Origin of the sequence: Nocardia sp. NPDC052566, from assembly GCF_044547285.1 — a bacterium.
In the GTDB taxonomy this organism is placed as follows: domain Bacteria; phylum Actinomycetota; class Actinomycetes; order Mycobacteriales; family Mycobacteriaceae; genus Nocardia.
This window is the reverse complement of record NZ_JBIUAF010000001.1, coordinates 1,176,791-1,201,692: the sequence shown is the minus strand read 5'-3', so window position 1 is coordinate 1,201,692 and position 24,902 is coordinate 1,176,791. Positions and strand designations below refer to the sequence as shown.

Annotated in this window: 22 protein-coding genes and 1 pseudogene; 12 read left to right on the top strand and 11 right to left on the bottom strand. The window is 66.8% G+C overall.

Annotated features, from left to right (window positions below; translation table 11 throughout):
• Window positions 1–260 precede the first annotated feature (260 nt).
• From ACIG5A_RS04900 to ACIG5A_RS04885, 4 genes are all read left to right on the top strand, one after another.
• A complete protein-coding gene (locus ACIG5A_RS04900) occupies window positions 261–1,073 on the top strand; it encodes an SAM-dependent methyltransferase (protein WP_397237794.1) in 813 nt (270 codons plus the stop codon).
• 138 nt (window positions 1,074–1,211) lie between these two features.
• Complete coding sequence (locus tag ACIG5A_RS04895) at window positions 1,212–1,694, top strand: hypothetical protein (protein ID WP_397237792.1); 483 nt, start codon at window positions 1,212–1,214, stop codon at window positions 1,692–1,694.
• 15 nt (window positions 1,695–1,709) lie between these two features.
• Window positions 1,710–2,447 carry an ABC transporter ATP-binding protein gene (locus ACIG5A_RS04890; protein WP_397237790.1) on the top strand — a complete coding sequence of 246 codons (738 nt, stop codon included), beginning with the start codon at window positions 1,710–1,712 and terminating at the stop codon, window positions 2,445–2,447.
• The gene (locus ACIG5A_RS04885) at window positions 2,444–3,283 is read left to right on the top strand and encodes an ABC transporter permease (RefSeq protein ID WP_397237788.1); all 840 of its coding nucleotides are present in this window, start codon (window positions 2,444–2,446) and stop codon (window positions 3,281–3,283) included. The genes ACIG5A_RS04890 and ACIG5A_RS04885 overlap by 4 nt, the downstream gene beginning before the upstream one ends.
• A gap of 5 nt (window positions 3,284–3,288) precedes the next feature.
• Here ACIG5A_RS04885 and ACIG5A_RS04880 read toward each other — a convergent pair whose 3' ends face one another.
• Complete coding sequence (locus ACIG5A_RS04880; RefSeq protein ID WP_397238810.1) at window positions 3,289–4,755, bottom strand: cytochrome P450; 1,467 nt, start codon at window positions 4,753–4,755, stop codon at window positions 3,289–3,291.
• A 684-nt stretch (window positions 4,756–5,439) separates the two neighbouring features.
• Between ACIG5A_RS04880 and ACIG5A_RS04875 the strand changes: the two genes are divergently transcribed.
• From ACIG5A_RS04875 to ACIG5A_RS04860, 4 genes are read left to right on the top strand one after another with little or no spacing between them, the layout of a single operon-like run.
• Window positions 5,440–5,727, top strand: a complete 288-nt coding sequence (locus tag ACIG5A_RS04875) for a hypothetical protein (RefSeq protein WP_397237786.1) — start codon at window positions 5,440–5,442, stop codon at window positions 5,725–5,727.
• Window positions 5,724–7,124, top strand: a complete 1,401-nt coding sequence (locus tag ACIG5A_RS04870) for a hypothetical protein (protein WP_397237784.1) — start codon at window positions 5,724–5,726, stop codon at window positions 7,122–7,124. Before ACIG5A_RS04875 ends, ACIG5A_RS04870 begins: the two co-directional genes overlap by 4 nt.
• Complete coding sequence (locus ACIG5A_RS04865; RefSeq protein ID WP_397237782.1) at window positions 7,108–7,668, top strand: hypothetical protein; 561 nt, start codon at window positions 7,108–7,110, stop codon at window positions 7,666–7,668. Before ACIG5A_RS04870 ends, ACIG5A_RS04865 begins: the two co-directional genes overlap by 17 nt.
• 29 nt (window positions 7,669–7,697) lie before the next feature.
• A complete protein-coding gene (locus ACIG5A_RS04860) occupies window positions 7,698–7,988 on the top strand; it encodes a hypothetical protein (protein ID WP_397237780.1) in 291 nt (96 codons plus the stop codon).
• 288 nt (window positions 7,989–8,276) lie between these two features.
• On the opposite strand, the gene ACIG5A_RS04855 is transcribed toward ACIG5A_RS04860, so the two are convergent.
• From ACIG5A_RS04855 to ACIG5A_RS04825, 7 genes and pseudogenes are all read right to left on the bottom strand, one after another.
• Window positions 8,277–9,176: a ribokinase gene (locus tag ACIG5A_RS04855; RefSeq protein ID WP_397237778.1), complete on the bottom strand. Its 900-nt coding sequence runs from the start codon at window positions 9,174–9,176 to the stop codon at window positions 8,277–8,279.
• A 27-nt stretch (window positions 9,177–9,203) separates the two neighbouring features.
• The gene (locus ACIG5A_RS04850; protein WP_397238808.1) at window positions 9,204–10,028 is read right to left on the bottom strand and encodes a D-ribose ABC transporter substrate-binding protein; all 825 of its coding nucleotides are present in this window, start codon (window positions 10,026–10,028) and stop codon (window positions 9,204–9,206) included.
• A 147-nt stretch (window positions 10,029–10,175) separates the two neighbouring features.
• Window positions 10,176–11,090: pseudogene (locus ACIG5A_RS04845) on the bottom strand (ABC transporter permease); the annotation flags it as partial.
• 43 nt (window positions 11,091–11,133) lie between these two features.
• The gene (locus ACIG5A_RS04840; protein WP_397237776.1) at window positions 11,134–12,666 is read right to left on the bottom strand and encodes a sugar ABC transporter ATP-binding protein; all 1,533 of its coding nucleotides are present in this window, start codon (window positions 12,664–12,666) and stop codon (window positions 11,134–11,136) included.
• Window positions 12,663–13,676, bottom strand: a complete 1,014-nt coding sequence (locus ACIG5A_RS04835; protein ID WP_397237774.1) for a LacI family DNA-binding transcriptional regulator — start codon at window positions 13,674–13,676, stop codon at window positions 12,663–12,665. Before ACIG5A_RS04835 ends, ACIG5A_RS04840 begins: the two co-directional genes overlap by 4 nt.
• A gap of 130 nt (window positions 13,677–13,806) precedes the next feature.
• A complete protein-coding gene (locus tag ACIG5A_RS04830; protein WP_397237772.1) occupies window positions 13,807–14,307 on the bottom strand; it encodes a DUF3237 domain-containing protein in 501 nt (166 codons plus the stop codon).
• Entirely contained in the window at window positions 14,304–14,708 is a 405-nt protein-coding gene (locus ACIG5A_RS04825) for a nuclear transport factor 2 family protein (RefSeq protein ID WP_397237770.1), read from the bottom strand. Before ACIG5A_RS04825 ends, ACIG5A_RS04830 begins: the two co-directional genes overlap by 4 nt.
• A 99-nt stretch (window positions 14,709–14,807) precedes the next feature.
• Here ACIG5A_RS04825 and ACIG5A_RS04820 point away from each other — a divergent pair, with 99 nt between their 5' ends.
• From ACIG5A_RS04820 to ACIG5A_RS04805, 4 genes are all read left to right on the top strand, one after another.
• Window positions 14,808–15,383, top strand: coding sequence for a TetR/AcrR family transcriptional regulator (locus ACIG5A_RS04820; protein WP_397237768.1), 576 nt, complete (start codon window positions 14,808–14,810; stop codon window positions 15,381–15,383).
• A gap of 214 nt (window positions 15,384–15,597) precedes the next feature.
• Window positions 15,598–16,860 (top strand): sialidase family protein, encoded by a 1,263-nt coding sequence (locus ACIG5A_RS04815; RefSeq protein WP_397237766.1) that lies wholly within the window; start codon window positions 15,598–15,600, stop codon window positions 16,858–16,860.
• A 732-nt stretch (window positions 16,861–17,592) separates the two neighbouring features.
• On the top strand, window positions 17,593–19,266 hold the full coding sequence (locus ACIG5A_RS04810) for a M4 family metallopeptidase (RefSeq protein WP_397237764.1): 1,674 nt from the start codon (window positions 17,593–17,595) through the stop codon (window positions 19,264–19,266).
• A gap of 255 nt (window positions 19,267–19,521) precedes the next feature.
• Window positions 19,522–20,718, top strand: a complete 1,197-nt coding sequence (locus ACIG5A_RS04805; RefSeq protein WP_397237762.1) for an FAD-dependent oxidoreductase — start codon at window positions 19,522–19,524, stop codon at window positions 20,716–20,718.
• Window positions 20,719–20,829: 111 nt separating this feature from the next.
• On the opposite strand, the gene ACIG5A_RS04800 is transcribed toward ACIG5A_RS04805, so the two are convergent.
• The 3 genes from ACIG5A_RS04800 to ACIG5A_RS04790 all read right to left on the bottom strand — a co-directional run bounded on the left by ACIG5A_RS04800 (window position 20,830) and on the right by ACIG5A_RS04790 (window position 24,861).
• Window positions 20,830–21,597, bottom strand: coding sequence for a hypothetical protein (locus ACIG5A_RS04800; RefSeq protein ID WP_397237760.1), 768 nt, complete (start codon window positions 21,595–21,597; stop codon window positions 20,830–20,832).
• 192 nt (window positions 21,598–21,789) lie between these two features.
• On the bottom strand, window positions 21,790–23,169 hold the full coding sequence (locus tag ACIG5A_RS04795) for a hemopexin repeat-containing protein (protein ID WP_397237758.1): 1,380 nt from the start codon (window positions 23,167–23,169) through the stop codon (window positions 21,790–21,792).
• A gap of 246 nt (window positions 23,170–23,415) precedes the next feature.
• On the bottom strand, window positions 23,416–24,861 hold the full coding sequence (locus ACIG5A_RS04790; protein ID WP_397237756.1) for an MFS transporter: 1,446 nt from the start codon (window positions 24,859–24,861) through the stop codon (window positions 23,416–23,418).
• Window positions 24,862–24,902: the final 41 nt, after the last annotated feature.

Below are 24,902 nucleotides of genomic sequence, written 5' to 3'. Positions count from 1 at the left end.
GCGGCGACGCACTCTCCGACGCCGCCGTGCACACGTCATGACCCGGCCAGCGACGGCAGTCCGAAGTAAGCGCTGGTAGACCTGCCGTGGGCGGTGAATCGTGTTGTGTCGGAGCATGGTTCGCCGATGGCTCGGATCGGGGACCGGTCCGCGCGGGCGGCGCGGCGCGACGCTCGGGCAACAAATTTTTCCGCCACATCCGGGCGACAGATCTCCGGAGGAGCACCCGGCTGCGGTACCGATCGGCTACGGTTGAACCTGTGGTCGAAGGAACTGAAGGGCCTGCGTCGGAGATCAACCGAACGCCACAACCGTTCAACCCGGGTCAGCTGAACTCTGCCCGGGTGTACGACTATCTGTTGGGCGGGAAAGACAGTCGCGAGGTCGACCAGGACATGGCCGGCCAAATGCTCTCTGACGCACCCGAACTCCGGACGTTGGTCTGGTTCGCCCGCGGCTTCATGCGCAAGGCGGTCGAGATGGCCGCGGAAGCCGGTATCCACCAGTTCATCGATCTCGGCTCGGGTATCCCGACCTCGCCCAACGTGCACGAGGTTGCGCGGGCGATCGACCCGTCGGCGCAGGTGGTGTACGTCGACTACGACCCGGTGGTGCACGCCCATTGCGACGCGCTCCTGGCCAAGCCGCGGGGTATCACCGCACTTCTCGGCGATATTCGCCGTCCCGACGACATCCTCGATCAGCTGAAGAACCGCACCCTGATAGACCTCAGCGAGCCGGTGGCCATCACGCTCATCGGGGTGCTGCATTACGTGATGGACGAGGAACACCCCGCCGCGATCATGGCCGCCTTCCGCGATCAATTGGCGCCGGGCAGCTACGTGGCGATGACTCACGGCTCGCTTGATTCCACTCCGGAAATACTCAAGGTGCTCGAGGGCACCCGGGGCTCGTCGGCCCAAGTCGCCTTCCGGTCCAAGGCACAGACCGAGTCCTTCATGGCCGGGTTCGAGTTGCTCGAACCCGGTGTTGTGCCGGTGCAGCAGTGGCTACGCCCCGACCTGCCCGAGACTCGCATGGTCATGCTCGGCGCCATCGGCCGCAAGCCATGACGCGCCGGCGTGAACCGGAGTAGACAGGAACATTTGCAAACCACCGACGAAGGCGCTCGAACTCGCTAATTTGTTGTTTGCCGCCTGCACATTTCGTGCGTGCATCAGGCTCTGTCCCAGTCGATCAGAGGATGAAAGATGAAGACCCTCAAAACTGTCGCTGGTGTCGTGTCGACGATCACAGCGGTCACCATGGTCACGACCGGCGTCTCGATTGCCAATGCCCCTATTGCCTCCGCCGTTCCCGACAACTTTCTCATCACCGACGATGTCCCCACCCTGGACCAGCTCAACGACCAGGTCGACTTGCTCATCGAACAGCCCTCCTCCGACGAGGCCAAGGCCGCCAACATGGAGGGCGGCATGAGAGCGATCGTGGTGGCGAAGACCCTCTACAACCTCGGCTGGTACCGAGCCCCGCGCGGGTCGAACGACATCACCGGTCCCGAAACCCACGACGGCAACGTGCACACCGCGATGCTCCGCAGCAAATCGGCGGGCCAACCGGATCTGGTCGCGCGCGTGGTCTGGAAGCGCATCGATGGTGTCTGGAAGCTGTCCAACAGCTCCGTGTGCGAGGGCATCAAGGCCGTGGGGCTGGCGCTGGCCTGCGACTTCTGACCGGCTGCGAGCGGCGTGATCGACATCCGTGACCTCACCCTGGCCTACCCGGGCGTGACCGTGCTCGAAGTCCCCGAACTGACGGTGGCAGACGGGACACTCACCTACCTGATCGGCCTCAACGGCACCGGCAAGACCACGCTGCTGCGGTGTATCTGTGGCGTCATCGCGCCTGCCGTCGGCACCGTCCGTGTCGACGGCACCCTCGTCCGGGCCCATCACACCACACCGGCAACGCTGGGCATGCACCTCAACTACCGAGCCTTCGACCCGCGCCACACCGCGCGGCGGCACCTGCGCTGGATCGCCCGCGCCCGTGGCATACCCACCGGCCGGGTCGGCGACGTCCTCGACCTCGTCGACCTCGCCGGGGTCGCCGATCGCCGGCTGGGGCACTATTCGCTCGGCATGCTCCAACGCGTCGGTATCGCCGCCGCATTGCTCTCCGAGCCGCGAACCCTGCTGCTCGACGAACCGCTCAACGGCCTCGACATCGCGGGCATCCGCTGGATTCGCGCACTGCTGCGCGATCTCGCCGATGCCGGAACCTGTGTCCTGGTTGCCACGCACCTGCTCGACGAGGTCGAACGCAACGCCGACCACATCGTCGTCCTCGGAAACGGGCGCGTGCTGGCCGACCAGTCCTACGCCCACCTCATGAACACCCTCGGTCCCGATGAGACCAGGCTCGAAGACGCCTACCTGCGAATCGCCGGGCTGCCCACCGACGTCACATTGGGCGTGGGCACATGAACAGCCCCGGTCCGGCCACTCTGATCCGCCGCGGCGTCGCCGCCGAATGGACCCGCACCACCGGACGCAGCTTCCTGTGGACCGTCGCCGTCCCCATCACCTTCGCACTGCCGCTGGTCATCACGTTCGGAATCGCCGCTGTCGCAGAACGACTCGCCACCGTTCCCGGGCAGAGTTACGTGGCCACGGTCTCCACCACCAATTCCGTGTACTGGGTGATGACCTTGTCCGTGTCGGTGATGATGGTCGCCACCGCTTACGCCCACGCCACTCAATGGCGCGGTCAGACAAGCGATTTGAACGCCTTCCTGTTTCCCCGGGCCTGGACGGTCGCGTTGGCCCGGTGGATCTACTACGGCGCCGTCACGGCGATATCGACAACTGTTCTGCTCGTGATCGTCATGGTCACGCTGCCACACCAGTTCCCCCACATCTATGGGGCCGTCGACATCACCGACTCGGCCGGTATCCGGTTCCTCTGGACCGTCCCGAGCTACGCGTTCGCCGCATGCGGAATAGGCATCGCGGTCGGATCACTGATTCGCACTCCGTCCGCCGCCATCGCCGTCCTCTTGTTCTGGATCTATGTGGCCGAGAACAACATCAACCTGCTGCCGCACGGACACACGCTGCAGGCCTACGCACCGTTCCTCAACGCCGTCGCCGCCACCGGCCAGGAAGTCGCCTTCCTCCCCCGCTTCGGCCGCAACGGATCGCTGCTCTACTTCATCCTCGTCGCGGTCGCCCTGTTCCTCGGCGCAGCCGTCCTGCCCATCGTCATCCGCCGGTTGTCCGGATACCGCAGAACGACGCTCACCAAATCAGGCACGGCCTGAGCCGATTACACGGAGGCCGGACGAACCTCGAGCGGAAGCCTTTCCATTCCGGGGATCGGCCCCAGGGATCGCGGGACCCGCTTGGTAGCGACCGGCTGGAAGTCCCACTTCGACAGCAGGCTGTGGACAGTCGTTTGCAGCGCCAGCCAGGCATAGTTGTTGCCGATACACATCTGGTTGCCCTTGCTGAACGGAATGAAGCTCCGGCATTTCGACCCGCTCGACCACCGATCGGGATCGAAGGTATTCGGATCGGTGAAAATCTGCGGGTTGCGGTGAATAGCCGCGATGCTGTAGCCGATATTGGTCCCGGCCGGAAATGTGAAACCGTCGAGCTCGACCGTGGTGATGTTGCGTCTGGTCTGCAGCAGCGCCGAATGGACCCGCGTGACCTCGTTCAGGAAGTGGTTCAGGTAGTCCAGCTGGTCGAGGCTCCGTGGGCTGAGATCCCCTGCGGCGGAGAACTCTTTCTGCAGTTGCGCAGCCACCTCCGGATGCCGCGACAGCTCGTACAGAGCCCAGGTCAGCGTGGCGGTCGAGGCGTCGATCCCGCCGAACAGAATCGTCATGGCCTGCTCGATCAGGTACTCGTCACCATGGTGTTCGTCCGACGAATCCAGCAGCATGTCGATCAGGTCGTCCCGGCGCTCACCGCTGGCCCGGCGCGCGACGAACAGCTCCCTGCAGTAGTCCCGCAGCTGCGTTCCCGCCGAGATGAATCTGCGGTTCACCGGCAACGGCAGGTTCGTCAACCGCTTGGGCAGCACGCTGCCCACCATGGCGCCCGCGCCGATGTCCGTGATCAGACTCGAGATGAGTTGTATCTCCTCGGTCTCGGGTCTGTGCGAGAACATGGACTCGAGGAGGTTGGCGATCACCATCCCCAGCATCGCGGCACGCACATCGACGATCTGGCCCGGCCGCCATGAGCTCGCCAGCGCGTCCGCGTTGCGCTGCATGACGTCCGCGTAGCTTTCCAACTCTGTCCGATGGAACGCTGGTTGCAGCAGACGGCGAAGATACTTGTGTTCCTGACCATCCGCGACGATCAGCGACTCGCCGAAGACGAGACGGATGCGTTCGAAGAGAAGCCCGCGCTCGAAGGCGTCGGAGTTCTCCACCAGCACCCGGTGGAGCAGTTCGAAATCGGTGATGACATAGACGGCGAGGCTGCCGATATCGACGCGTGCTATCTTTCCGATGCTGGCCAGATCCACCATGAACTGAACGGGATCACGCCACATCCGCCAACCGTGTCCGAGCACTGGCAAACGTCCGGGCCCGCACGGAACTTCACGAAGATCCACTGCATGTTGCCTTTCTTCCGGCGGTTCGAGCCCGGAGATTTCGGGTGCTCGGATCACACTCCGGACAGCAGCGACCCACTCCTTCCCGCATGCCCATCGGCGAGGTCGCGGCGCAACCGGTCCACACCTTCGACTGTAGTGGGGTCTGCTCGTACCGAGAAGCATGTACGCCTGCTTGCGCTGTCGCGACAACCACCTCCTTCACCGCCCCGTCGCGGCTGTTGCCACGCACCACCCCCTCGGTCTCGGACTTCTCCGATCGTTCACGCGGGGACTTCTGCACGAATAGGTGACAACCGGGCTGGATGACCGAGGCCCGTTGCCAGTCAACGCGTTACATTAGCCGGGATTTCCCACCGCCACCGACTTTCCTGCCGAACAACCAACGGCCCGATCGCCGATCCGGGCCCATCGACCCCGAGCCCGTGCCTCCTCCGGACACCAGAAGGGCCGAAACCCTGTGCCGGACCGCTTCTACGCCTCGGACGCGCGCCCCCGGCGAGTGGCGAACAAACCGGCTGCCGCATCGGTTCGGGCGCTGCGAGATCTCGCACGGCAGACAGAAAGTCTTCCGGCAGAACACGTTTAGCGAACCCTGACTATCGCAAGCCCCTAGAATACATGGCGCAGGGCGGATCTCGATGGGCGATAGCATCAATGCCTACGCGCCACCCGAATCAATTGATAGTGCGCTCTGGGGGAATACTCGATGCCAGCAGCAGGATCCAGGCGGGCAACTCGCCCGCGCAAAGCCTCGCCGCCCAGTTCGACTCCGCGACGGAACTTATTCGACATGTACCGTTTCGATCCCGTTCAGGGAATCGGCACCAGGAATAAAGGTCGCGGGCGGTGAGCGGGTTCGAGGTCGAGATCGGCCAGTTGCGGGCGGCGGCCAAGGCGGCGGGATCCGCTGCGGGACAAGCCCTTACGGCGGAACCCGGGGCCGGGTTGGCTGCGGTCGCGACCGCATTGCCCGGCGGGGCCACGGCGAAGAGCGCACCTACTCTGGCGTCGACGTTCAACGAGCGCGCGAAGGGGTGGGCAGGCGAAATCGGCCAGTGGAGCGAAACGGTCAGCTCGGCCGCGACGTTGTATTCCGAAAATGAGGCCGAGGCGACAAAGGCTTTCCGCGGATGACCATCGGCTACGACGACGTCCGCAAATGGGACGCTGGGGCGCTCGATACATCGGCCACCAATCTGCGCGGGCGGCGGGACACGCTCATCGGGTTGCAGGACGAGCTCGACGACGCCAGGAAATTACCCGAATGGCACGGTCCCGCAAGCGATCGCGCGCGCGGCTCGCTGGGAAATACGCGAAACAACGCCGAGATCCTGATCGCGGAGCTGTCCGCCGTCGAGCGCGCGCTACAGGATATGTCGGACGACGTGTCGGCCTTGCAGAACCGGGTCACCAACAACGACTCCCTCGCCGACGCCTACCAGTTCCGCATCGCGGCCGACGGCGCGATCGTGGACAGCAAGCCCGCCGATCCCCCACTGAAGTCGCGGATGGAGGCCGAAGACCGCGCCGAGATCCGGCGGTACCGCGACATCATCAGGAAGCAGTTGGAGCAGGAAACCAGGGCGATACTCACCACGGCGACCACCATCGACGCCGCCCTCGCCCGGGTGATGCAACTCGCGCAGGACCGTAAGATCAGCGACCACGGAGCGACCACCCTGGACGCCGCGCGCAAGGGTGGGGAGATCGACGCCCAAGTGGCCGAGATGGAGCAGGCGCTGCGCGACGCCGGGCTGCTGACCGGGCCGCCCGTGTCCGGCTACTACCGGCAGTGGCTGGAGAACGCCGTGCGCCGTGGCGTCTCGATCGACACGATCAAACAGATCGCCGCCGAACACCACATCACGCCCGAGGACTTCAAGATCCTCGAAGGATTGGAAGAGATCCGCGAGGACGAGGACGGCGACGGGATCTTCAAGTCGTACTTCTTGCTGCCGACCAACATCAGCGGAAACGACGCCGCGAAGGCGGTGCGGATGACCTACATCCTCAACGCGGGCACCGACTACGGCACCGAGGGTGAAAAGACCGACTTCGCACCGACCCCGTACGGATCCGCGGAACTGCGGCGAATCACCGAACGGCAGAAGGCGAACTCCTGGAGCTACCGGGAAGATGTGGGATTCGTGCACGGCAACGGTGGACGGTTGGCGACCACCCCGAACGGCATGATGATGGGCCTGGGCGGAAACTTCATCCAGGACCTGTACAGCCAAAAAGGCGGAACGACTTGGGGCGACACGTTCATGGTCAACATCGACGACCCGAAAGACGCGGCGCAGCAAATTCGAGAGGTGGCAAGGTCGGGCCACGCGTGGTACGACGGCAAGGACGGCCCGTACCAGGGGAATCTGGACCTCGACCGACTGCTGCACCACGAGGAACGCCACTCCCAGCAATGGGCGCGCAAGGGGCACGCGGGCTTCCTCGCCTCCTACGCGTGGGAGCAGATCACCGGCGGTAACAAAACCGAGGAGGAGGCGGGACTTTCCGATGGCGGATATCGCTGAGCGGCGGCGGGTCATCGGGGCGGTCCTGCTGCTGGCGGCGGTGACCGCCGGATGCGAGACCAAGGCGCAGTTCGCGCCGTCGCTGCCACCGGCGGCCGGATTCCGCGTCGACGACGGCATCTTGAAACTCTGGACGGGCACCCCGTGCGATGGCGTCACCGGCCTGACGTTGATCTTCGACTCCGGCACGCGGGAAAGCACGGAACAGCGGTGGACCGCGCCGCGGCCGGGGGTGCTGGTGGAGCATATGGACTTGCTGAGGACCGCCAAGGAATCCGCTCCGGACGCCGGTGGCCCGCTACAGATCCAGAAGCCGCTGCCCGCCGACTACGACTGGACCACGGCAGGCTCGCTCAACTTCTCGGTCGACGGCCCGAAGGCATACGGCGCCAGGGCCGACGTCGCCCAGATCCTGCGCGAATCGGCCCAACACCCTTCCGGGAGTTACCTTTTCGGCCCGCGCGGCTGGATGGACGCATCCGACGTCCGGCGCGAGAACCAGAAGTCCTTCCTGACCATCTGCACCCCTGACCCGCAGCGATAGCGGCACCGGCCAACCCCGCGAAGTCGACCATGGACACACCCGATCGCACCAGCCGCAGAGGCAGCCTGCGGACAACGCTCCGTGGCCTCGTGCTCGGCGCATTTGCCTGCACCGCCGCGTTGATCGTGCTGCTCGGCGGCACGGCAGTACTCAGCGCCACCGGCTTGCTGTTCGATCCGCACGGCTACAGAACGTTCGCCGGAATCCTCTTCGCGGCGATCCTGTCACCAGTCGCGCTGGCCCTGTGGCTGCTGTACCGAACGATGCGACGACGCAGCAATGACAAGCGGCCGCACCGCATCGGCCGAGCTCCGCGGTAACGTCGGGTCAGGCCGTATCGACCCGATCGCGGAGGATCGCCATGACATCGACCAGCCGGTTCGACCTCCCCGACCGTATGACGTGGGAGGAGCTCGAACTCCTTCCACAGGAGATCGCCCGGCAGATCGAGCTCCATGACGGTCGCGTGGTCCGTGCCCGCATGTCCAAACCGCGTCACCAGCGCTTCAGCGCAGGATTGGCAATGTCCTCGAACGCAACGCCCAGGTGGCCATCCGTGCTGGTGAGCCCTCCGGCTGGTGGCAGCCCAGTCGATCTCGGCGTCGGGCTCAGAGCGCGTCCAGCTGGTCGGCGGTGGGGTAGGACGCTTGGGCGCCTGGTTTGGTGACGGCGGCGGCGCCTACTCGGGAGGCGTAGGCGGCTGCGGTGGGGAGGGGTTCTCCCTGGGCGAGGCGCCAGGCCAGGGCCGCGGTGAAGGCGTCGCCCGCTCCGGTGGTGTCGACGACCTCGACGCTGCGGGCGGGGATGGGTGTGGCGCCCGCCGGGTCGGCGACGAGTGCACCGTCGGCGCCCAGGGTGATCACGACGGAGCGTGGGCCGAGGGCGAGCAGGGCCGCGGCCCATGCTCCGGGGTCGGGGCCTGCCGTCGGGCCGAGGAGCACGCGGGCCTCGTGTTCGTTGACGATCAGTGGGTCGCAGGCCGCGAGCAGCTCGGGCGGCAATGCGCGCGGCGGTGATGCGTTCAAGACAAATCGGTTGTGCGGCAACAGGTTTCGTACCACCTCCAGCACGGACTCCAGCGGTATCTCCAATTGGGCCGACACCACGCGCGCGGCGCGCAGCAGGTGTGCCGCGCCGCGTACGTCCTCCGGTGTGAGCCGCCCGTTGGCGCCGGGCGACACCACGATGCTGTTGTCGCCGGACGGGTCGACCGTGATCAGTGCGACGCCGGTGGGCGCACCACCGATCAGTACGGCCGTCGTGTCGGCACCGGCGTCGCGCTGCGCATCGAGCAGCATCCGCCCGTTGGCGTCATCGCCGACCCTGGCCAGCAGCGCGGTCCGCGCGCCGAGCCGGGCGGCCGCGACCGCCTGATTGGCGCCCTTCCCGCCGGGAAGCACGACCAGATCGGAGCCGAGCACCGTCTCCCCCGCCAGCGGCCGCCGCTCGACCTCGACGATCAGATCGGCGTTGGCCGAACCGACGACCAGCAGGTCATAGCTATCCACGCGTTGCCTCCCTTGGTATTTCGCGGGTCACTTGCCGAATCCGGCCACGTTCTGTTTGGTCACGACCTGCACCGGCACGTGCACCGTCTGTTCGACCGTCTTGTGCTGGGCGGCGAGCAGCGCGTTGCGCACCGCGATCCGGCCGAGTTCCTTCGGCTGCTGGGCCACCGAGGCGAACAGCGTGCCGGATTCGACCGCGGTCAATCCGTCCGGGGTTCCGTCGAATCCGATGACCTGTACCGACGTGCCCGCCGCCGTCCCGAGTGCCTTGATCGCGCCGAGCGCCATCTCGTCGTTCTCGGCGAAGACGCCCTTGATATCCGGATGGGCCTGCAGCAGATTCGTCATCACGTCGAGGCCCTTGGTGCGGTCGAAGTCGGCGGGCTGTTTCGCGACGACGGTGATGCCGGGATAGTCGCGCAGGCCGGCTTCGAAACCCGCGCCGCGCTCACGGCTCGCCGAGGTGCCCGGCTGCCCCTGCAGGATGACGATCGTGCCTCGGCCGCCGAGCTTTTCGGCCAGTGCCTTGGACCCGAGCCTGCCGCCCTCGACATTGTCGGAGGCGACGAGGGCGGCGGTCTCGGCCTTGTTCACGCCGCGGTCGATGGCGACCACCGGAATCCTGGCCTTGTTCGCGGCGCGCACCGCGGGCCCCGCCGCATCCGAATCGACCGGGTTGACGATGATCGCCCCGCTGTTCGCGCTGGTGAAGTTCTGCAGCTGATTCGCCTGCTGTGACGCGTCGTTCTGGGCGTCGGTCACGGTCAGGTCCACGCCGAGCTTGTCCGCCTCTTCCTGTGCGCCCTGCTTGATCTGCACGAAAAAGGGGTTGTTCAGCGTGGACAGCGACATGCCGAGCTTCGTGTCCGTCGACGAGGATCCGTTGTGCAGCAACGACAATCCGCCCACCGCGGCGACGGCGACCACGGCCGCGAGTGCGTATGTCAGTGCCTGACGGCCCTTTCCGCCCGTGCTGTTGCCGACCACGACCGCTGCCGTCCGGCCCGCCTTGCGCCGCAACGTATCCAGCAGTACCGCGAGCGCGATGACCACGCCGATCACCACCTGCTGCCAGAAGGCGGAGACCGAGAGCAGGTTGAGGCCGTTGCGCAGCACCGCCAGAATCAGTGCGCCGACCAGTGTTCCGGAGGCCTTGCCCGAACCGCCCGCCAGGCTGGCGCCGCCGATGACCACCGCGGCGATCGCATCGAGCTCGTAGCCCTGCGCCGCCTGCGGTTGTGCCGAGGACAGCCTGGCGGCGAGCACGATGCCTGCGGTCGCCGCGAAAAGCCCGGCCAGCGCGTAGATGACGACCTTCTGCCGCTGTACCCGCAGCCCGGACAGGCGGGCCGCTTCCTCGTTGCCGCCGATCGCGTACATGGCGCGGCCGATGTAGGTGCGCCCGAGGATGAACGCGGTGAGCAACCCCATCACGATCATGACCAGCACCGGGACCGGTAGCCAGCCGCCGAGCGTATCGCCCAGGTGCGCAATCGAATCCGGCACGGCGATCGGGCTGCCCTGTGAAATCACAAGGGACAGACCGCGCCCCACCGACAGCATGGCGAGTGTCGCGATGAACGGCGGCAGCTTCCCGTAGGAGATCAGCACGCCGTTGACACCGCCGCACAGGAGACCGGTGCCGACCGCGAGGACCACCGCGAGCCAGACCGGAAGTCCCGCCGAGGTGGCGCTCCACGCGAGGACGGTGGCCGAGAGCGCGGCGACCGAACCGACCGAGAGGTCGATACCCGCCGCGACGATCACGAAGGTGACGCCGAAGGCGAGGATGGCGGTAACCGCCGCCTGCACACCGATATTCAGCAGATTGTTCGTCGTCAGGAAGTCGCCAGACAGCGCGGACAGCGCGATGACGAGCACGATGAGCGCGGTGAGCGCGCCGTTGTCGAGCAGCAGACGCCGGAGGCTGCGCGGGCCTGCCGGATGATCGGGCGAGTCAGCGGCCACGGTTGGTCTCCAGTTCGATCGAGGATTCGGTGGACGGGGTGGTGACGGCCAGCGCCATGACGGCGTCCTGCGTCGCCTGGTCGGAGGAGAGCTCGCCGACGATCCGGCCGTGGGCCATCACCAGCACGCGGTCGCTCATGCCGAGCACTTCCGGCAGGTCGCTGGAGATCATCAGCACCGCGGCGCCCGCCGCCGTCAATGCGTTGATGAGCTGGTAGATCTCGACTTTCGCGCCGACATCGATACCGCGGGTCGGCTCGTCGAGGATCAGCACCTTGGTGTCGGCGAGCAGCCATTTGCCGATGACGACCTTCTGCTGATTGCCGCCGGACAGAGTGCGCACCTGCTGGCCGAGGCCCGCCATCCGCACGCCGAGCTGCGCGGCCATCCGTGCCGCCGCCCGATGCTGTGCCGCGCCGTCGACGAGTCCGGCGCGGGTGGCCGAGCGCAGCGTGGCGAGGCCGAGATTCGCCTCGACGGAGGCATCGAGGACGAGTCCCTGCCCCTTGCGGTCCTCCGGCACCAGGCCCATGCCGGCGCCGACCGCGGCGACCACGTCGTGGCGGCGCAGCTCGCGACCCGAAACCTGTACGGTCCCTTGGTCATACGGATCCGCGCCGAAGATCGCCCGTGCCACCTCGGTGCGCCCGGCGCCGACGAGTCCGGCGACGCCGACCACCTCGCCAGCCCGCACCCGGAAGCTCACCTCGTGGAATACGCCCGCGCGGGTGAGCTTGTCGACCGCGAGCAGCGGCGGCCCGGCGTCGGTGCGTTCGCGCGGATACTGCTGGTCGATCGAGCGCCCCACCATCAGGCGGACGAGCTCGTCCTGCGTGGTGGACGCGGGCACCTGACCGACGCTGCGCCCGTCGCGAATGACCGTCACCCGGTCACCGAGCGCCGCGATCTCTTCCAGATGGTGGGTGATGAAGACGATGCCGACCCCGTCCGCGCGCAGCCTGCGCACGATCGCGAACAGCGTCTCGACCTCCTCGGAGGTGAGCACCGCGGTCGGCTCGTCCATGATCAGTACCCGGGCGCGCAGGCTCAGCGCCTTGGCGATCTCGACCATCTGCAGCCGGGCGATACCGAGCTCGCGGACTTGCGCGCGCGGCGAGACCGCGACACCGACCTGCTCGAGCAGCGCGGCCGCGTCGGCCTCCATGCGCTTGCGGTCGATCATCCCGAATCGGCGCGGTTGCCGCCCGAGGAAGATGTTCTCGGCGACGGTCAAGTCGGGGACGAGGTTGAACTCCTGGTAGATCGTCGCGATGCCGAGGCGCTCGGCATCCTGTGCGCCGTCGATGCGAACCTCGGTGCCGTCGAACAGGATTCGTCCGTCATCGGGCCGATGGGCACCGGACAGCGTCTTGATCAGCGTGCTCTTGCCCGCACCGTTCTCGCCGAGCAGGACGTGGACCTCGCCGCGGCGCAGGTCGAAGTCGACACCGTCGAGCGCGACGACGCCGGGGAATACCTTGCGTATCCCCTCGATGCGCAGCAGCTCGTCCGTGGGGCTCATGTATCGCTCCTCTGTCCGGTCGGCGCCTCGCCACAGGAGCGGCGCACGATGAGCCTGGCCTGCAGCGTGACCGATTGTGGTGACCTGCCCTCGATCCGGTCGACGAGGGCGTGGACCGCCGCCCGGCCGAGTTCGCCGGTCGGCTGCGCGATCGCGGTGATCGGCGGGTCGGTGTGGACGAACCACGGGATGTCGTCGAATGCGGCGAGCGCGATGTCGTCGGGAACCCGAAGCCCTTGTGCGCGAATGGCATCCAGCGCGCCGAGCGCCATCAGGTTGTCCGCCGCGAAGATGACCTCCGGCGGCTCGGGCATGGCGAGGAAGCGCTCCGTCGCGCGGCGCCCGCTCACCGCCTGGAAATCCCCGTGCTCGACGTAGGCGTCGGGGCAGGCGAGTCCGTAGGTGGCCAGTGCCGCGCGGAAGGCGTCGATCCGCTCCCTGCCGGTGGTCGTCGTCGCCGGACCCGCGATGATCGCCAGGCGCCGATGGCCGAGCCGATACAGATGGGCGACGAGGTCGCGCACGGCGGCGCGGCCGTCGGCGCGGATCACCGGCACGTCGAGGTCGGGAATCCAGCGATCGACGAACACCATCGGGCCGCCCGCGCAGGCGGCGTCGTACACCAGCGGCGAACCACCGTCGGCCGGCGAGACGAGCAGCCCGTCGATGCGCCGGTCGAGCAGCGTCCGAATGTGATGGTCCTGCAGTTCCGGCCGCTCGTCGGCGTTGCCGATGATGACGCTGTAGCCGAGTTCGCGCGCCTGTTCCTCGACCGAGCGCGCCAGCTCGGTGAAATACGGATTGAGCACGTCGCTGATGACCAGGCCGAGTGTGCGGGTCTGATCGGTGCGCAGCGACCTGGCGACCACATTCGGCCGGTATCCGAGCGCTTCAACGGCGGCAAGCACCCGAGCCCGCGCCTCCGGACTGACCGAGGGCCGATCGTTGAGCGCCCGCGACACGGTGGCGACCGAAACCCCCGCCTCGGCGGCAACATCCTTGATGCTCACCACGGCAACACCACCTCCGTGTAATCGTTTACAGCAAGGATTGGAAACGATTACACGGGTCCGCGTCAAGTCCTGATTCCGCGCGTGCCGGGCTCGCGGTCAGGCAACGGGTGCGACAGGACAGCTCCTGCTACAGAATCCGATACATCCGGTGGTCGATGCGGCCCTCGCCGTATTCGCCGTAGCCGACAACAACCAGCCCGCACAGCCATGAGTAGCGTTCGTCGGAGGTCTCGAACCTGGGAGTCGGCCGCACATAACTCTCGTCCACGGACAGCCGTTCCCCGTTTGCCAGGCGCTGCCGTCCGTCGGGCGGGAAGCGAAGCACTCCGTTGGACTCGTAGTGGATGAGGACGCCGTCGTCGGTGCGCAGTGTCGCGCGAACGTCCATGCGACTGACCCCATCGGCCCCCAGCCAGACCCAGTCGCCGCCGCCTGGCAGCATTTCGCCGCGGAAGCCGGGCCCGTGGAAGCGACCGCCCTTGGTCACGAATGTCATCCGAGTGCCGAGCGGCGTCGAGATCATCTGCGCGGGCTCGAGGTCGATGCTGAGATCGCAGAGATGCTCGACCGGCAGCGCATCGAGCAACGCCCGATCGAACAATCGCGTGACCGGCTCGAGCGCGCTCACGCCGCACCCCCGAATGCGGCCTTCAATTCGGCGAAATCGAAGAACGTGTCCTTCCGTGCGACGAGTCCGTCGGACGCCACCTCGACGACGTCGAGGCAATGGACGCCCCGGCGATCCTCACCGGGCCGCCGGAAGGTCAGCGTCCAGTCCAGAACCCAATGCCCGCTGCCGAACAACACACGCCGCTCCTCGAAACCGAACCCCGGGTAGCGCTCGAAAACCTGCGCGAACTCGCGACGTAGCGCCTCGCGACCACGGACGGCAGTGCCGCGACCGTGGGCCTGGAACCGCGAGTCAGGGGTGTGCAGAGCAACGATCGCGTCGACGTCGTGCGCCTCCCACGCCGCGAAATATCGTCTCGTGATCTCGGAAAGATCCAAGGTCGCCGGTTGGATTGTCATCGAAACTCCTCAGGTCGGGACAAGTCGACACTAAAATATACGATCGTATGCGTCAAGGCGTACGATCGTACGGACGTAAGATTCGATACGATCGTACGCATGACTCGAACAGGTGACACGCGTCGCGCCGCGATCGTCGATCGCGCGGTACACGTCGCATCGATGGAAGGTCTGGAGGGACTTACGCTCGGGCGACTGGCGGAGGCTCTGAACACCAGCAAGAGCGGCATCCAGTCCCTCTTCGGCACCAAGCAGGAACTCCAACTCTCGATCGTCGCCGCCGCATCACAGGTCTTCGAGCGCGACGTCCTGCTCCCCGCCGAACAGCAGCCCGCCGGGCTGCCGCGACTGCGCGCGTTGATGTCGTTGTGGATCGACTACCTGGAGACCTTCGAGGGCGGATGCCTCTTCGTCGCTGCCGCAAGCGAACTCGACGGCCGGTCCGGGCCCGTCCGAGACGCCGTCACCGTCGCGGTCGGGCGGGCCGATGCCCTGCTTCACCGCGACGTCGAACTCGCCCGTCGCCTGCACGAGCTGCCGCCGGACACCGATGTCGAGCAGCTCGTCTTCGAACTCCACGCCATGGTGCTCCAGGCGAATCACGACCGCCAGCTTCTCGGCCGGACCGACGCTCTGACCCGCGCGCGCAACGCGGTCAACCGGCTACTCGACTGACAACAGCTGGCCGCAGATATCCGGCCTGCACCCGGGCCCGCGCCCGCGGACTCACCGAGGGCCGATCGTCGAGCGCCCGCGACACAGCGGCGACCGAAACCCCGCCGCCCGCCGGTCGATTCGACAACCGGGCCGTCCGGCGGGCTCCGGAATCCGAATCACCGTGGTCCGGTCGCCATGAATGAACTCGGCGGCGCGAAGGGAGTGATCTGCGATGGGTCTGGTGCGCGGCGGGGTGTTGGTCGCCCTGGCATCGGCGTTGTTCCTGGCCGGGAGCTCGACCGGGTCCGGGAGTAAACAGGCCGCAGCGGCGAGCCCGTTCCGGACACCGGTTGTGGTCGGGCACAGGGCTTTCGAGCCCGGGATACAGGTCGCGCCGGATGGAACGCTGTACATCGAGGGACCGACCGGCGTGCTGTCGGGCGGTATCTCGAGTCCCAGCAGCGTTTTTCGGTCACCGGACGCCGGGACGAGTTGGACGGCCACGCCGCCGGGCATGCGCGGGTGGTGGCCCGGTGGCGGAGACGCCGCGCTGTCGATCGCACCCAACGGCGATCTGGCCTTCGCCGACCTGTGGGCGGGCAGTTCGACCGCGAGCCGATCGACCGACCGCGGCGACGGGTGGACCGCGGTCCCGATCGCGGGCCTGCCGATCCAGGACCGGCAGTGGCTTGCGAGTACGGGATCGGCGACTTACCTTGCGTACCACCAGCTTCCCAGCGGGGTCGCGGTATCGAGGTCGTTCGGTGACGGCCTGTTCTACCCGCTGACCACCGTGGCCGCCACCGTGCTCGACCAGGGCGGCTGCCTGACCTGCTCGCCGGGCGGTGTCATCGCCGCGAGCGGTGGGCCGCTCGGCGACAAGGTCGGAGTCATCTTCAACGCACTCAACGGCGGGGTCGGGTTCAGCCGTTCGATCGATGGCGGGCTCACGTGGTCGGTGAAAACCTTGGCGGCGGTGGGGAGTTCGGACACCACCCTCAACTTCCCCACCGTCGCCGATGCCGGTGACGGCCGGTTGGTCGCGGTCTGGCTGCGGGTCGCGGGCGGGCGCAGCTCGGTTCACCTTGCCACCTCGACCGATTGGGGTGACACCTGGACCGCGCCGAAAACCGTTGTCGGCTCCGGCACTTCGGTATACCCGTGGGTGGCGGCCAAGGGCGGCAAGGTCGCCGTCTCCCTGTACTGGAACAGCACCGACGCCACCGCCGACAGCACCGCCGACGGCGTGCCCTGGTACGAGTCCTACCTCGAAAGCACCGATTTCGCGGCAAGTTTCGGCCCGCTGCACACGGCAGATCCCACCCCGGCGAAAACCGGTCCGATCTGCACGGGCGGTACGACCTGCTCCGCCAACCGCGAACTGGGCGATTTCCAATCGGTGGCCCTCGATGACGCGGGCCGCGCCAACCTGGCCTACAACCGCTCGATCGACAACGGGACCGACGTCGAGGTCCGATTCACCCGCCAGGACTGACAGTAGCCCTCGGCGACTCCTGCGCGTCGAAAATCGCACCGGCACACCGGCCGCAGAATTTATCCCGACCAATAGACAGCCGCCGATTACGCCACAGCCATGGCGGCACCGGCCGACATTCCACTATTACGCCATCAATAGGCGCGTCAAAAACGACGACATGGGTAACTGGCCGCAATTAAATGGCCCGTTTCGTCAATCACCGCATGGAATGTATTCGTGTGCGACTTTACATTGTCGCGCTCCGGCGTCGAAATGTGATCGCGGCAAGATTCACGGGAGCATGTCACCCGAAAGGGAGAATCACTCGACCGCGATTCCGGCCGGGCTCATCGGGCCCGTGACCACGGGGCGGCCCACGAGTGCTCGTGGCCTGGGCGTGTACGCACGCGATTCGTCGCGCGTGCGGTCCCGGACCGCGGGCAAGGCTCTCCCCCGGAGTCCTGATTTCGATCGTTGCGCACATCTGCCCGACCTTGGGTCAAGTAGGTGATTCCACAATGATCTTCACTGGACAGAGCCGCCCGAACCGGGCTACCCAGTTCGATCATTGCCCGAGTTGCCTCTGCTGCCGATGGACTCGATCATACAGCCGGTAGCACCGGCCAATTGAGGCGCGGAACATTTGCTACCGCGGCTTACCGCTGGCCAGACGGCTTTCTCGGTCCCATCCGCCGATTCCCCAGTTTATTCCTCAGTTGGGAAGGCTACGAGACGTGTTTTTACTTGGCTATGAGACACACACATAAACGGGCATTACGATCTTCCGCCTGCGCGATATTCGCCACCGCGGCGATCGTGTTCACCTATGGCCCCGGTGCCTATGGCGAGCCACCGTCCTTGCCGTCCCTGCCGGGCGATCTGTCCGCGGTGCCGAAGGACGTGCTGTCGGATCCCCAAGGCACCGTCCTGCAGGTGATACCCAAGGAACCGCTGTCGGTTCCAGGAGGAACCGCCGCCGAAGCACCCGCCGCGGCACTCGCACATGTTCCTGGCGTGACGAAGGTTCTCGGCCAGAACGGCGATATCGTCGGCGAACTCGTCGTGGATTCGGTGTTCCCGGTCGGTGAGGGGGCCACCGTACGCCTGCGTCAGGAGATCGACTCGGTGCCGGTGTTCAGCGCGTCGGTGGCACAGTCCCTGGCCGCCGACGGCTCGCTGATCTCGGCGACCGGTTCGGTATCGAAGAAGTCGGAGGGCAAGTTCGCGACGACGACTCCGTCGGACCAGGTGGCGGCCACCGCGGTGAAGAAGGTCGCGGACGAGAGCAAGACGCCGGCCGACAAGCTGGCCGCGGCCGAGACCAAGGCCTACTGGTACGACCCGAAACTGGCCGCCAAGGACGACGCGCAGAGCGTGGCCGTTCCGGCATTCAAGGTCGAGGTCAACGGCGAGGTCGACGCGGAAGGCGAACCCACGCAGTGGATCGTGTTCGTCGATGCCACCAACACCGACAAGGTGCTCGACAGCTGGAGCGTGGTCAAGCACCTGAACCGTGTCGTGTGCGACAACGCGAACCGGCGGATCGACCCCAGCCAGGCCGCGTGCGGCACCGGTAGCCTCCGGGCCACCAGGAAGGAAGGCCAGGGTCCGGTCGCGGTGCAGGATGTCAACCAGATCTACGACTACCTGGGCAACACCGAGGCGTTCTACGCCAAGTACACCCCGCTGGCCAGCCTGACCAACCTCATCGGCTCCGACACCGGAGACGGCAACGGAAAAGCGTTGCGCGGCACCGTTCGTCTCTGCACCACCACGGCGTGCCCGTACCGCAACGCCTTCTGGTCCGGCAGCTACATGGCCTACGGCTCGGGTCTCACCACCGAGGACATCACCGGCCATGAGCTCACCCACGGCGTCACCCAGCACACCAGCGGCCTTGTCTACCGCAACGAGCCGGGCGCGATCAATGAATCCATGTCGGATATCTTCGGCGAGCTCACCTTCCTGGTGAACACCAGCAATACCTGCAACACCCCGGCCAATCGGTGGCGGCTCGGCGCTTGCAGCGCCATCGGCGTGATCCGCGATATGAAGAATCCGAACGCCTTCCAGGACCCGGACACCTACCGGGGCACCTACTGGTACTCCGGTTCCGGAGACAACGGCGGAGTCCACACCAACAGCGGTGTCGGCAACAAGGCCGCACAGCTCATGGTCGACGGCGGCAGCCTCAACGGCGTATCCGTCACCGGCATCGGCATCCCGAAGACCGCCGCGCTGTACTGGACCACGCAGACGATTTTGACCTCCAACTCCAACTACGCGGCACTGGGCAGCGCGCTGGCGGCAGCGTGCAAGACCAACGTCCGCAACGGGACTGCCGGAACGACAGCGGCCGACTGCACCCAGGTGGTCAACGCCACCAAGGCCGTCAAGATGCCGAACCTGCAGGCCAACGACTAGAACTAACCGAAATCTAACCTTTCGAGCCGATCGTCAGGCCCGGCCCCACGCCGGGCCTGACCTTTTGCCCACCCCCGGTGCGGCCTGAGATCGACTGTTGCGCACCGTGTCAGCGCCGGTTATCGTTCTCGGCGGACGCGCGAAGACACAGTCCGGTTCGGTTAGTCCGGACAGCTCTCGTAGCCGAACTCCGACACCCGTCAGGGTGCGACCTGTGCGTCCCTTCCATTGATGCTGCATGCGAAGGGACTGTTCATGTCGAACAATCATGTCGTTGTCATCGGCGCCGGACTCGGCGGCCTCGCCTTGGCGCAGGGATTGGTCAGGGCCGGAATCGACGTCACCGTCTTCGAGCGCGACGACGCGCTCACCGCGCGAGCGCAGGGTTATCGGCTGCACCTCGACGGCCGGACCCGCGATACGCTCCAGGAACTGCTATCCCCCACTCTGATGCGGGTTTTCGACGCCACCGCGGCCGTCGTAACCCCGCGATTCACGGTGCTGAATGCCCAACTCGACGAGCTGACCGTCAGGCCGTCGGCGCCGGGCGTCGTGGATTTCGCGGTCGACCGGCTGGTGCTGCGGCAGATCCTGCTCGCCGGGATCGAAGACCGGGTGCACTTCGGCAAGGAGATGCGGGAGTTTCGTCTCGGACCCGACGGCAGGCCGACCGCCTGCTTCGCCGACGGCAGTCGTATCACCGGCGATGTGCTGGTCGGCGCCGACGGCGTGAATTCCGTGGTCCGCCAACGCTATCTGCCGCACGCGCGGGTGGTGGATACCGGCGTGCGCGGCCTGCACGCCATTGTCCCGCTCACGAACGAAACCCGAAACCTGTTCGACGACTACATGTTCGGGGTCTATACCGTCATCGCGGGCGGCGCCGGCACTCATCTGGGTATCGGGCCGATGCGGTTTCCGGAGCCGCCGCACACCGTCGCCGGGGCGCTGCTGCCGGGACTGCGCCTGCTCCCGGTGTCCGACTACGCGGTGTGCGCTTTCGGCGCGCGCCGCGAACGGCTGGGTTTGCCCGATGATCGGCTGCGCGCACTCGACGGTCCCGCGATGCACTCGATCGTCACGGACGCGGTACGCGACTGGCATCCACGGCTGCGCGATATCGTCGCCCACATCGACCCCGCCTCGATTTTCCCGCTGATCATGCGCAGCAGCGTGCCCATCCCCGCCTGGCCGACCACGCGGGTGACCCTGCTCGGCGACGCCATCCACGCGATGAGCCCCGCCTCGGGCGTCGGCGCCTGCACCGCACTGCGCGACGCCGCCCGCCTGTGCTCGGCGCTGCGCCGAGCGGCGACCGGGCGTGATCTGATCACGGAACTGCGCGAGTACGAGGCGGAAATGATCGACTACGGCTTCGCGGCCGTGCGCGTCGGCGCCGAGAACGGGCACCGATTCCTGGCCCAGGATCCGCTGCCCATCGCAGCGCTCTGAGCGGGCCTGCTTCGAGAACACTTGGCGCCGAACGCTTCTGAGTAAGCCACTGGTAGCGGAGATCGCTCGGTGCGGTATCGGTCGTGACCGATACCGCACCAGCCGCGATGGTTACTGTGCTCGGTCCAGGCCGAGGTCGGGCAGCAGGGTGAAGACGCCCGGGTCGGTCGGTTGGGTGGGTCGGGGCGCCGGTGCCGGTGCCGGTGCGTTGGGGCCGATGACGGTGGTGGTGAAGATCGGCGCCGGGTCCGGATAACAGGACACCGGGACGTCCACCGCGAAGAACCCCGCCTGGGCATTGACGACCATGGTCAAGCCCGGATCGGCATAGCTCGTACCGGCCAGTGTGGTCGTGATCGAGCCGGAGTTGCCCGCCGTCACGTTCACGCCGAGGGCGGGCAAAGTGAACGTCGAGCCACCGGGCAGCCGGTTTGTCACCTTCATGACGGCTTTGCCGCCGCTGGTGTTGATCGTCGCGTTGACGGTCCCGCCGGACAGCGACGAGGACACATAGGTGGAGTTGGTCGGGAAGGGTGCGGTCAGCGCCAGGTCACGCACGTAATTGATCTTGTACCCGCCCTGCGTGCCTGGAATCTGCCCCTGGCCCGCGGTCAGCGTGATGCCGACCGCGGCACCGGGAGCCGCGGTGGCCGGTGCCGTTCCGGTGACCTGCATGGTCATCGTCGATTCCTGCGGTGCGCCGATCGGCGGCCTGGCCTGACATTTGAAGTTGACGGTCACCGGCCCCGCCGCAGTGGCCTCCGCCGCAGCAGGGCCCGCCGAAGCAGGCCCCGACAACAGCGCCGCGGGTGCGAGCGCCAGCGATACGAGCGCCGAGATCGCGGATACGCGAGCAATTTTCGCCGAATGTGTTTTCATCGCCGTTCCTCATGAATCTTTATGGCGCCACGGACGACCGCGATGTGCCGGACGTGGCGGCGAGCAATGATGTAACAGCCCAATCATCCGAAAAGCAGATGCTTCTGATTGTCTACAACGATTATGTGCATGGCGCACACCGCAGTTGAAGCGGACGAACTGGGGATTCGACTGGGGATTCGCGGCGCGGATTCAGAACTCGTCGGGTGGGCCGCTGATTATGAAGCCGTTGAGCGCGACCTTGGCGTGCGGCGAGAATTCCGAACACCACGGCAATGCGTTCAGGTCGTTCCAGATCGCGTCGTAGCGCTGGGATTCCTCGGCCTCACTTTTCGCCGGGAACAGGTGGACGGTATCGCGCATCCCCGGGTTGGTGAAACCGCCACCGCGCGACTGCCGTGCACCGTGCGAATAGCCGATCGTGGTGAATCCGACCACCCGGTGCCCGGCGAAGAACACCGACAGGGCGATCAGCAAAGCGGTTCCCGGCGAGTTCCGGCCCGCCAGGCAGCCGAACAACATCACCGGTGCGGTCGGGTCGAGCGCATCTCTGATGGCGGCCAGGTCATTCCGCAGCCCCGTATTGGTGGCGAGCGTGATCGGAGTCAACCGCACCCGGTCCACCGCGGCGCCGTTGATCGCGACCTCACCGGACTCGCCGTGGGCGTTGATGGCAAGCCGGGACACCTGTCCGCGCTGCAACGGACCACAGCTCTGGAACAGATTGCCGCACACGAAGTTCGGCACGTCCAGCGGTTCGTCGACCAGCTGTCGCCGCAGGCTGTTCGAACTACCGAAGGTCAGTCCGGTATCCCACCCGGCCTGGCCGCGTGTCGTGCCGAGCGGATAGGGCAGTTTGCTGAGCGTCGAATTGTCCGCCTCGAGCAGCCGGGCATCCGGTCCGACATTCAAGGCGGTATCGATCTGCGCCCAGACCGCGACGCCGTGCTTCCATTCACCGGCGATCGAGTGCGGATACCCGGGCGACGGCGCGTCGGCGCCCCAGTCGTACCTGGCGTACCGGCCGTCTTTGAAGAAGTAGGCGAAGTTCGTGAAGTCCCCGCCGCCGTTGATCGCCGCATCGACCCCGGAGCCGAAGTCCGCGGGCAGATTCCACGCGGACATGTCCTTGATGCCTTCGGTCGCATCGGTCGCCCAGACATAGGCGACATACTTGCTGCCCTTGAAGAAATAGGTACGGCCACGGAACCGACCCTGACCGTCCAGCACCGCGTCCACACCGGACAGGAACTCGGCGGGCAGCCGCCACAGCGCGATATCCCGGTCGACCAGATCGAAAGTGTCGGTGGCCCAGTCGTAACGGTCGTACCGGTTACCTTTGAAAAAGTAGGCCTTGTCGGCGAACTCGCCGAACCCGTTCACGGCCGCGTCGAAACCCGAGAGCAATCGGCCCGGCGGATGCCATTCGGTCATATTCCGCGGATAGCCGAAGTCCTCCCGGTCGTTGCGCCAATCCCACCGCACGTAACGGTCGCCCTGGAACAGATAGGCCTTGCCCGTGAACTGCCCGCGCCCTTGGAGCGCCGCATCTACTCGATCTTCCAGATGCATGGTGGTCCCGCCTTACCGATGGATCGAAGTGGCGGACCCCGCGACACCCGCGCCACCCTGTGCACCAACCCTAAGAACCGGGCGGCGCGACAGCACGAGTAGTCGGTACTCGATGCGCTGCCCCCACCCGCCAGATCCGGGCGGGTACCGCATCCCACCGGAGGATCCCCCGCGACCGGCCGTCCGCCTGCCCGTGGCCGCAGGCTCCCATGGGCCCGACGCGGCACGGCCGATCGCGGTGGCGGACTACGCGGACTGCTTCCGCCTGCGGGTCGCGAAGGCAGCCGTGGCCGTGCCCAGCGCGGTGACCACCGCCATGCCGAGGACCATCAGGCGGGCGGAGTCGACCACCGTGTCGTCGCCGATGCGCATGAGCGTGCCCGCGACGGCGGAGGCCACGGCGTAGGCGATCAGCTGCGTGGTGCTCAGGGAGGCAGCGGCTTTCGCGCCTTCGGCCGGGTCGTCCGTGCTACCCATGGCGGCGACGCCCAGGTGCGGGAAAGCCAGGCCGATGCCGAGGCCTGCGATGAAAAGGAAGACGGCCCAACCGATCACGAGGACAGTGGCGGCACCGTCGGCCTGCAGCACACCGTAGGCGACCAGGCCGCCGGTCAGGATCAGCGGGGCGATGCGGATCGCGCGCCGCGCACCGCGACCGGCCAGGCTGACGCTGGGAATCTGCGCGACCACCCAGCCCACCGACAGCGCCGCCCCGAGGAATCCGGCGGCCAGCGGCGAAAGACCGCCGAGCTGCTGCCCGAACAGCGGGATGAAGTTCTCCGTCATCACCCCCGCGCACAGCGCGGCGACGGTGAGGTAGATCCACTTCAGCGAGGCGCCGCGGACGTAGGTCAGTCGCGGTAGCACACTGACCGAGCCCTTCGCCTCGACGACCAGGAACGCCGCGATCAGCGCGACACCGGCCGCCAATGCGACGGCAGTCGCGATACCCAGCGGCACAGTGGAACTGAGACTGAACGCGGTCGCAGCGAGGGTCAGCAGCAACAGCGACAGCGCGGGAACCGGGGCCTGCTCCCCCGCCGCCGCCGTCCGGCGCGGCAGCGCGCGCCGGGTGAGCGCGGCGAGCAGCAGCGCCACGGCGAGCAGCAGCCCGTACGCCCACCGCCACAGACCGAGCTCGGCGAAGACGCCGCCGAGCGCGGGCCCGATCAGCGCGCCGACACCCCACATCGCGGAGACCAGCCCGGCCGCGCGACCCCAAAGATGTTCCGGCAGTGCGGTTCTGATGACGGCGAAGCCGAGGCCCGCGAGCAGGCCGCCGCCGAAGCCCTGCACGACGCGCCCTGCGACGAGTACCTCCATGGTCGGACTGAGCGCGTTGATCGCCGCGCCCGCCGCGAAGATCAGGAACCCGGCGAGGTAGGCGAACGCCGCGCCGCGCGCGGCCAGGATGCGGCTGACCAGCATGGAGGCGATCACGGCGGCCATCAGGAAGCCGGTCGCGACCCAGGCGTAGTACCGCTCGCCACCGATGTCGTCGACGATCGACGGCATCAGCGCGGCGGTGAAGTAGAGGTTCATCGCGTACAGCGCGACGCCGCCCGCCAGGATCAGCACGGTCGGCAGATGTCGCGCGGTGAACAGTTCGGACCAGCGTCCGGTGCCTTCGGCGGTTGTCGCGCTATCCGTATCTACCTCGGCTGATGGGGTATTCGATGAAGTCGCAGTCACAACGAGCTAGGCTAGAACTTAAAGTCCACTTGAAGTCAAGA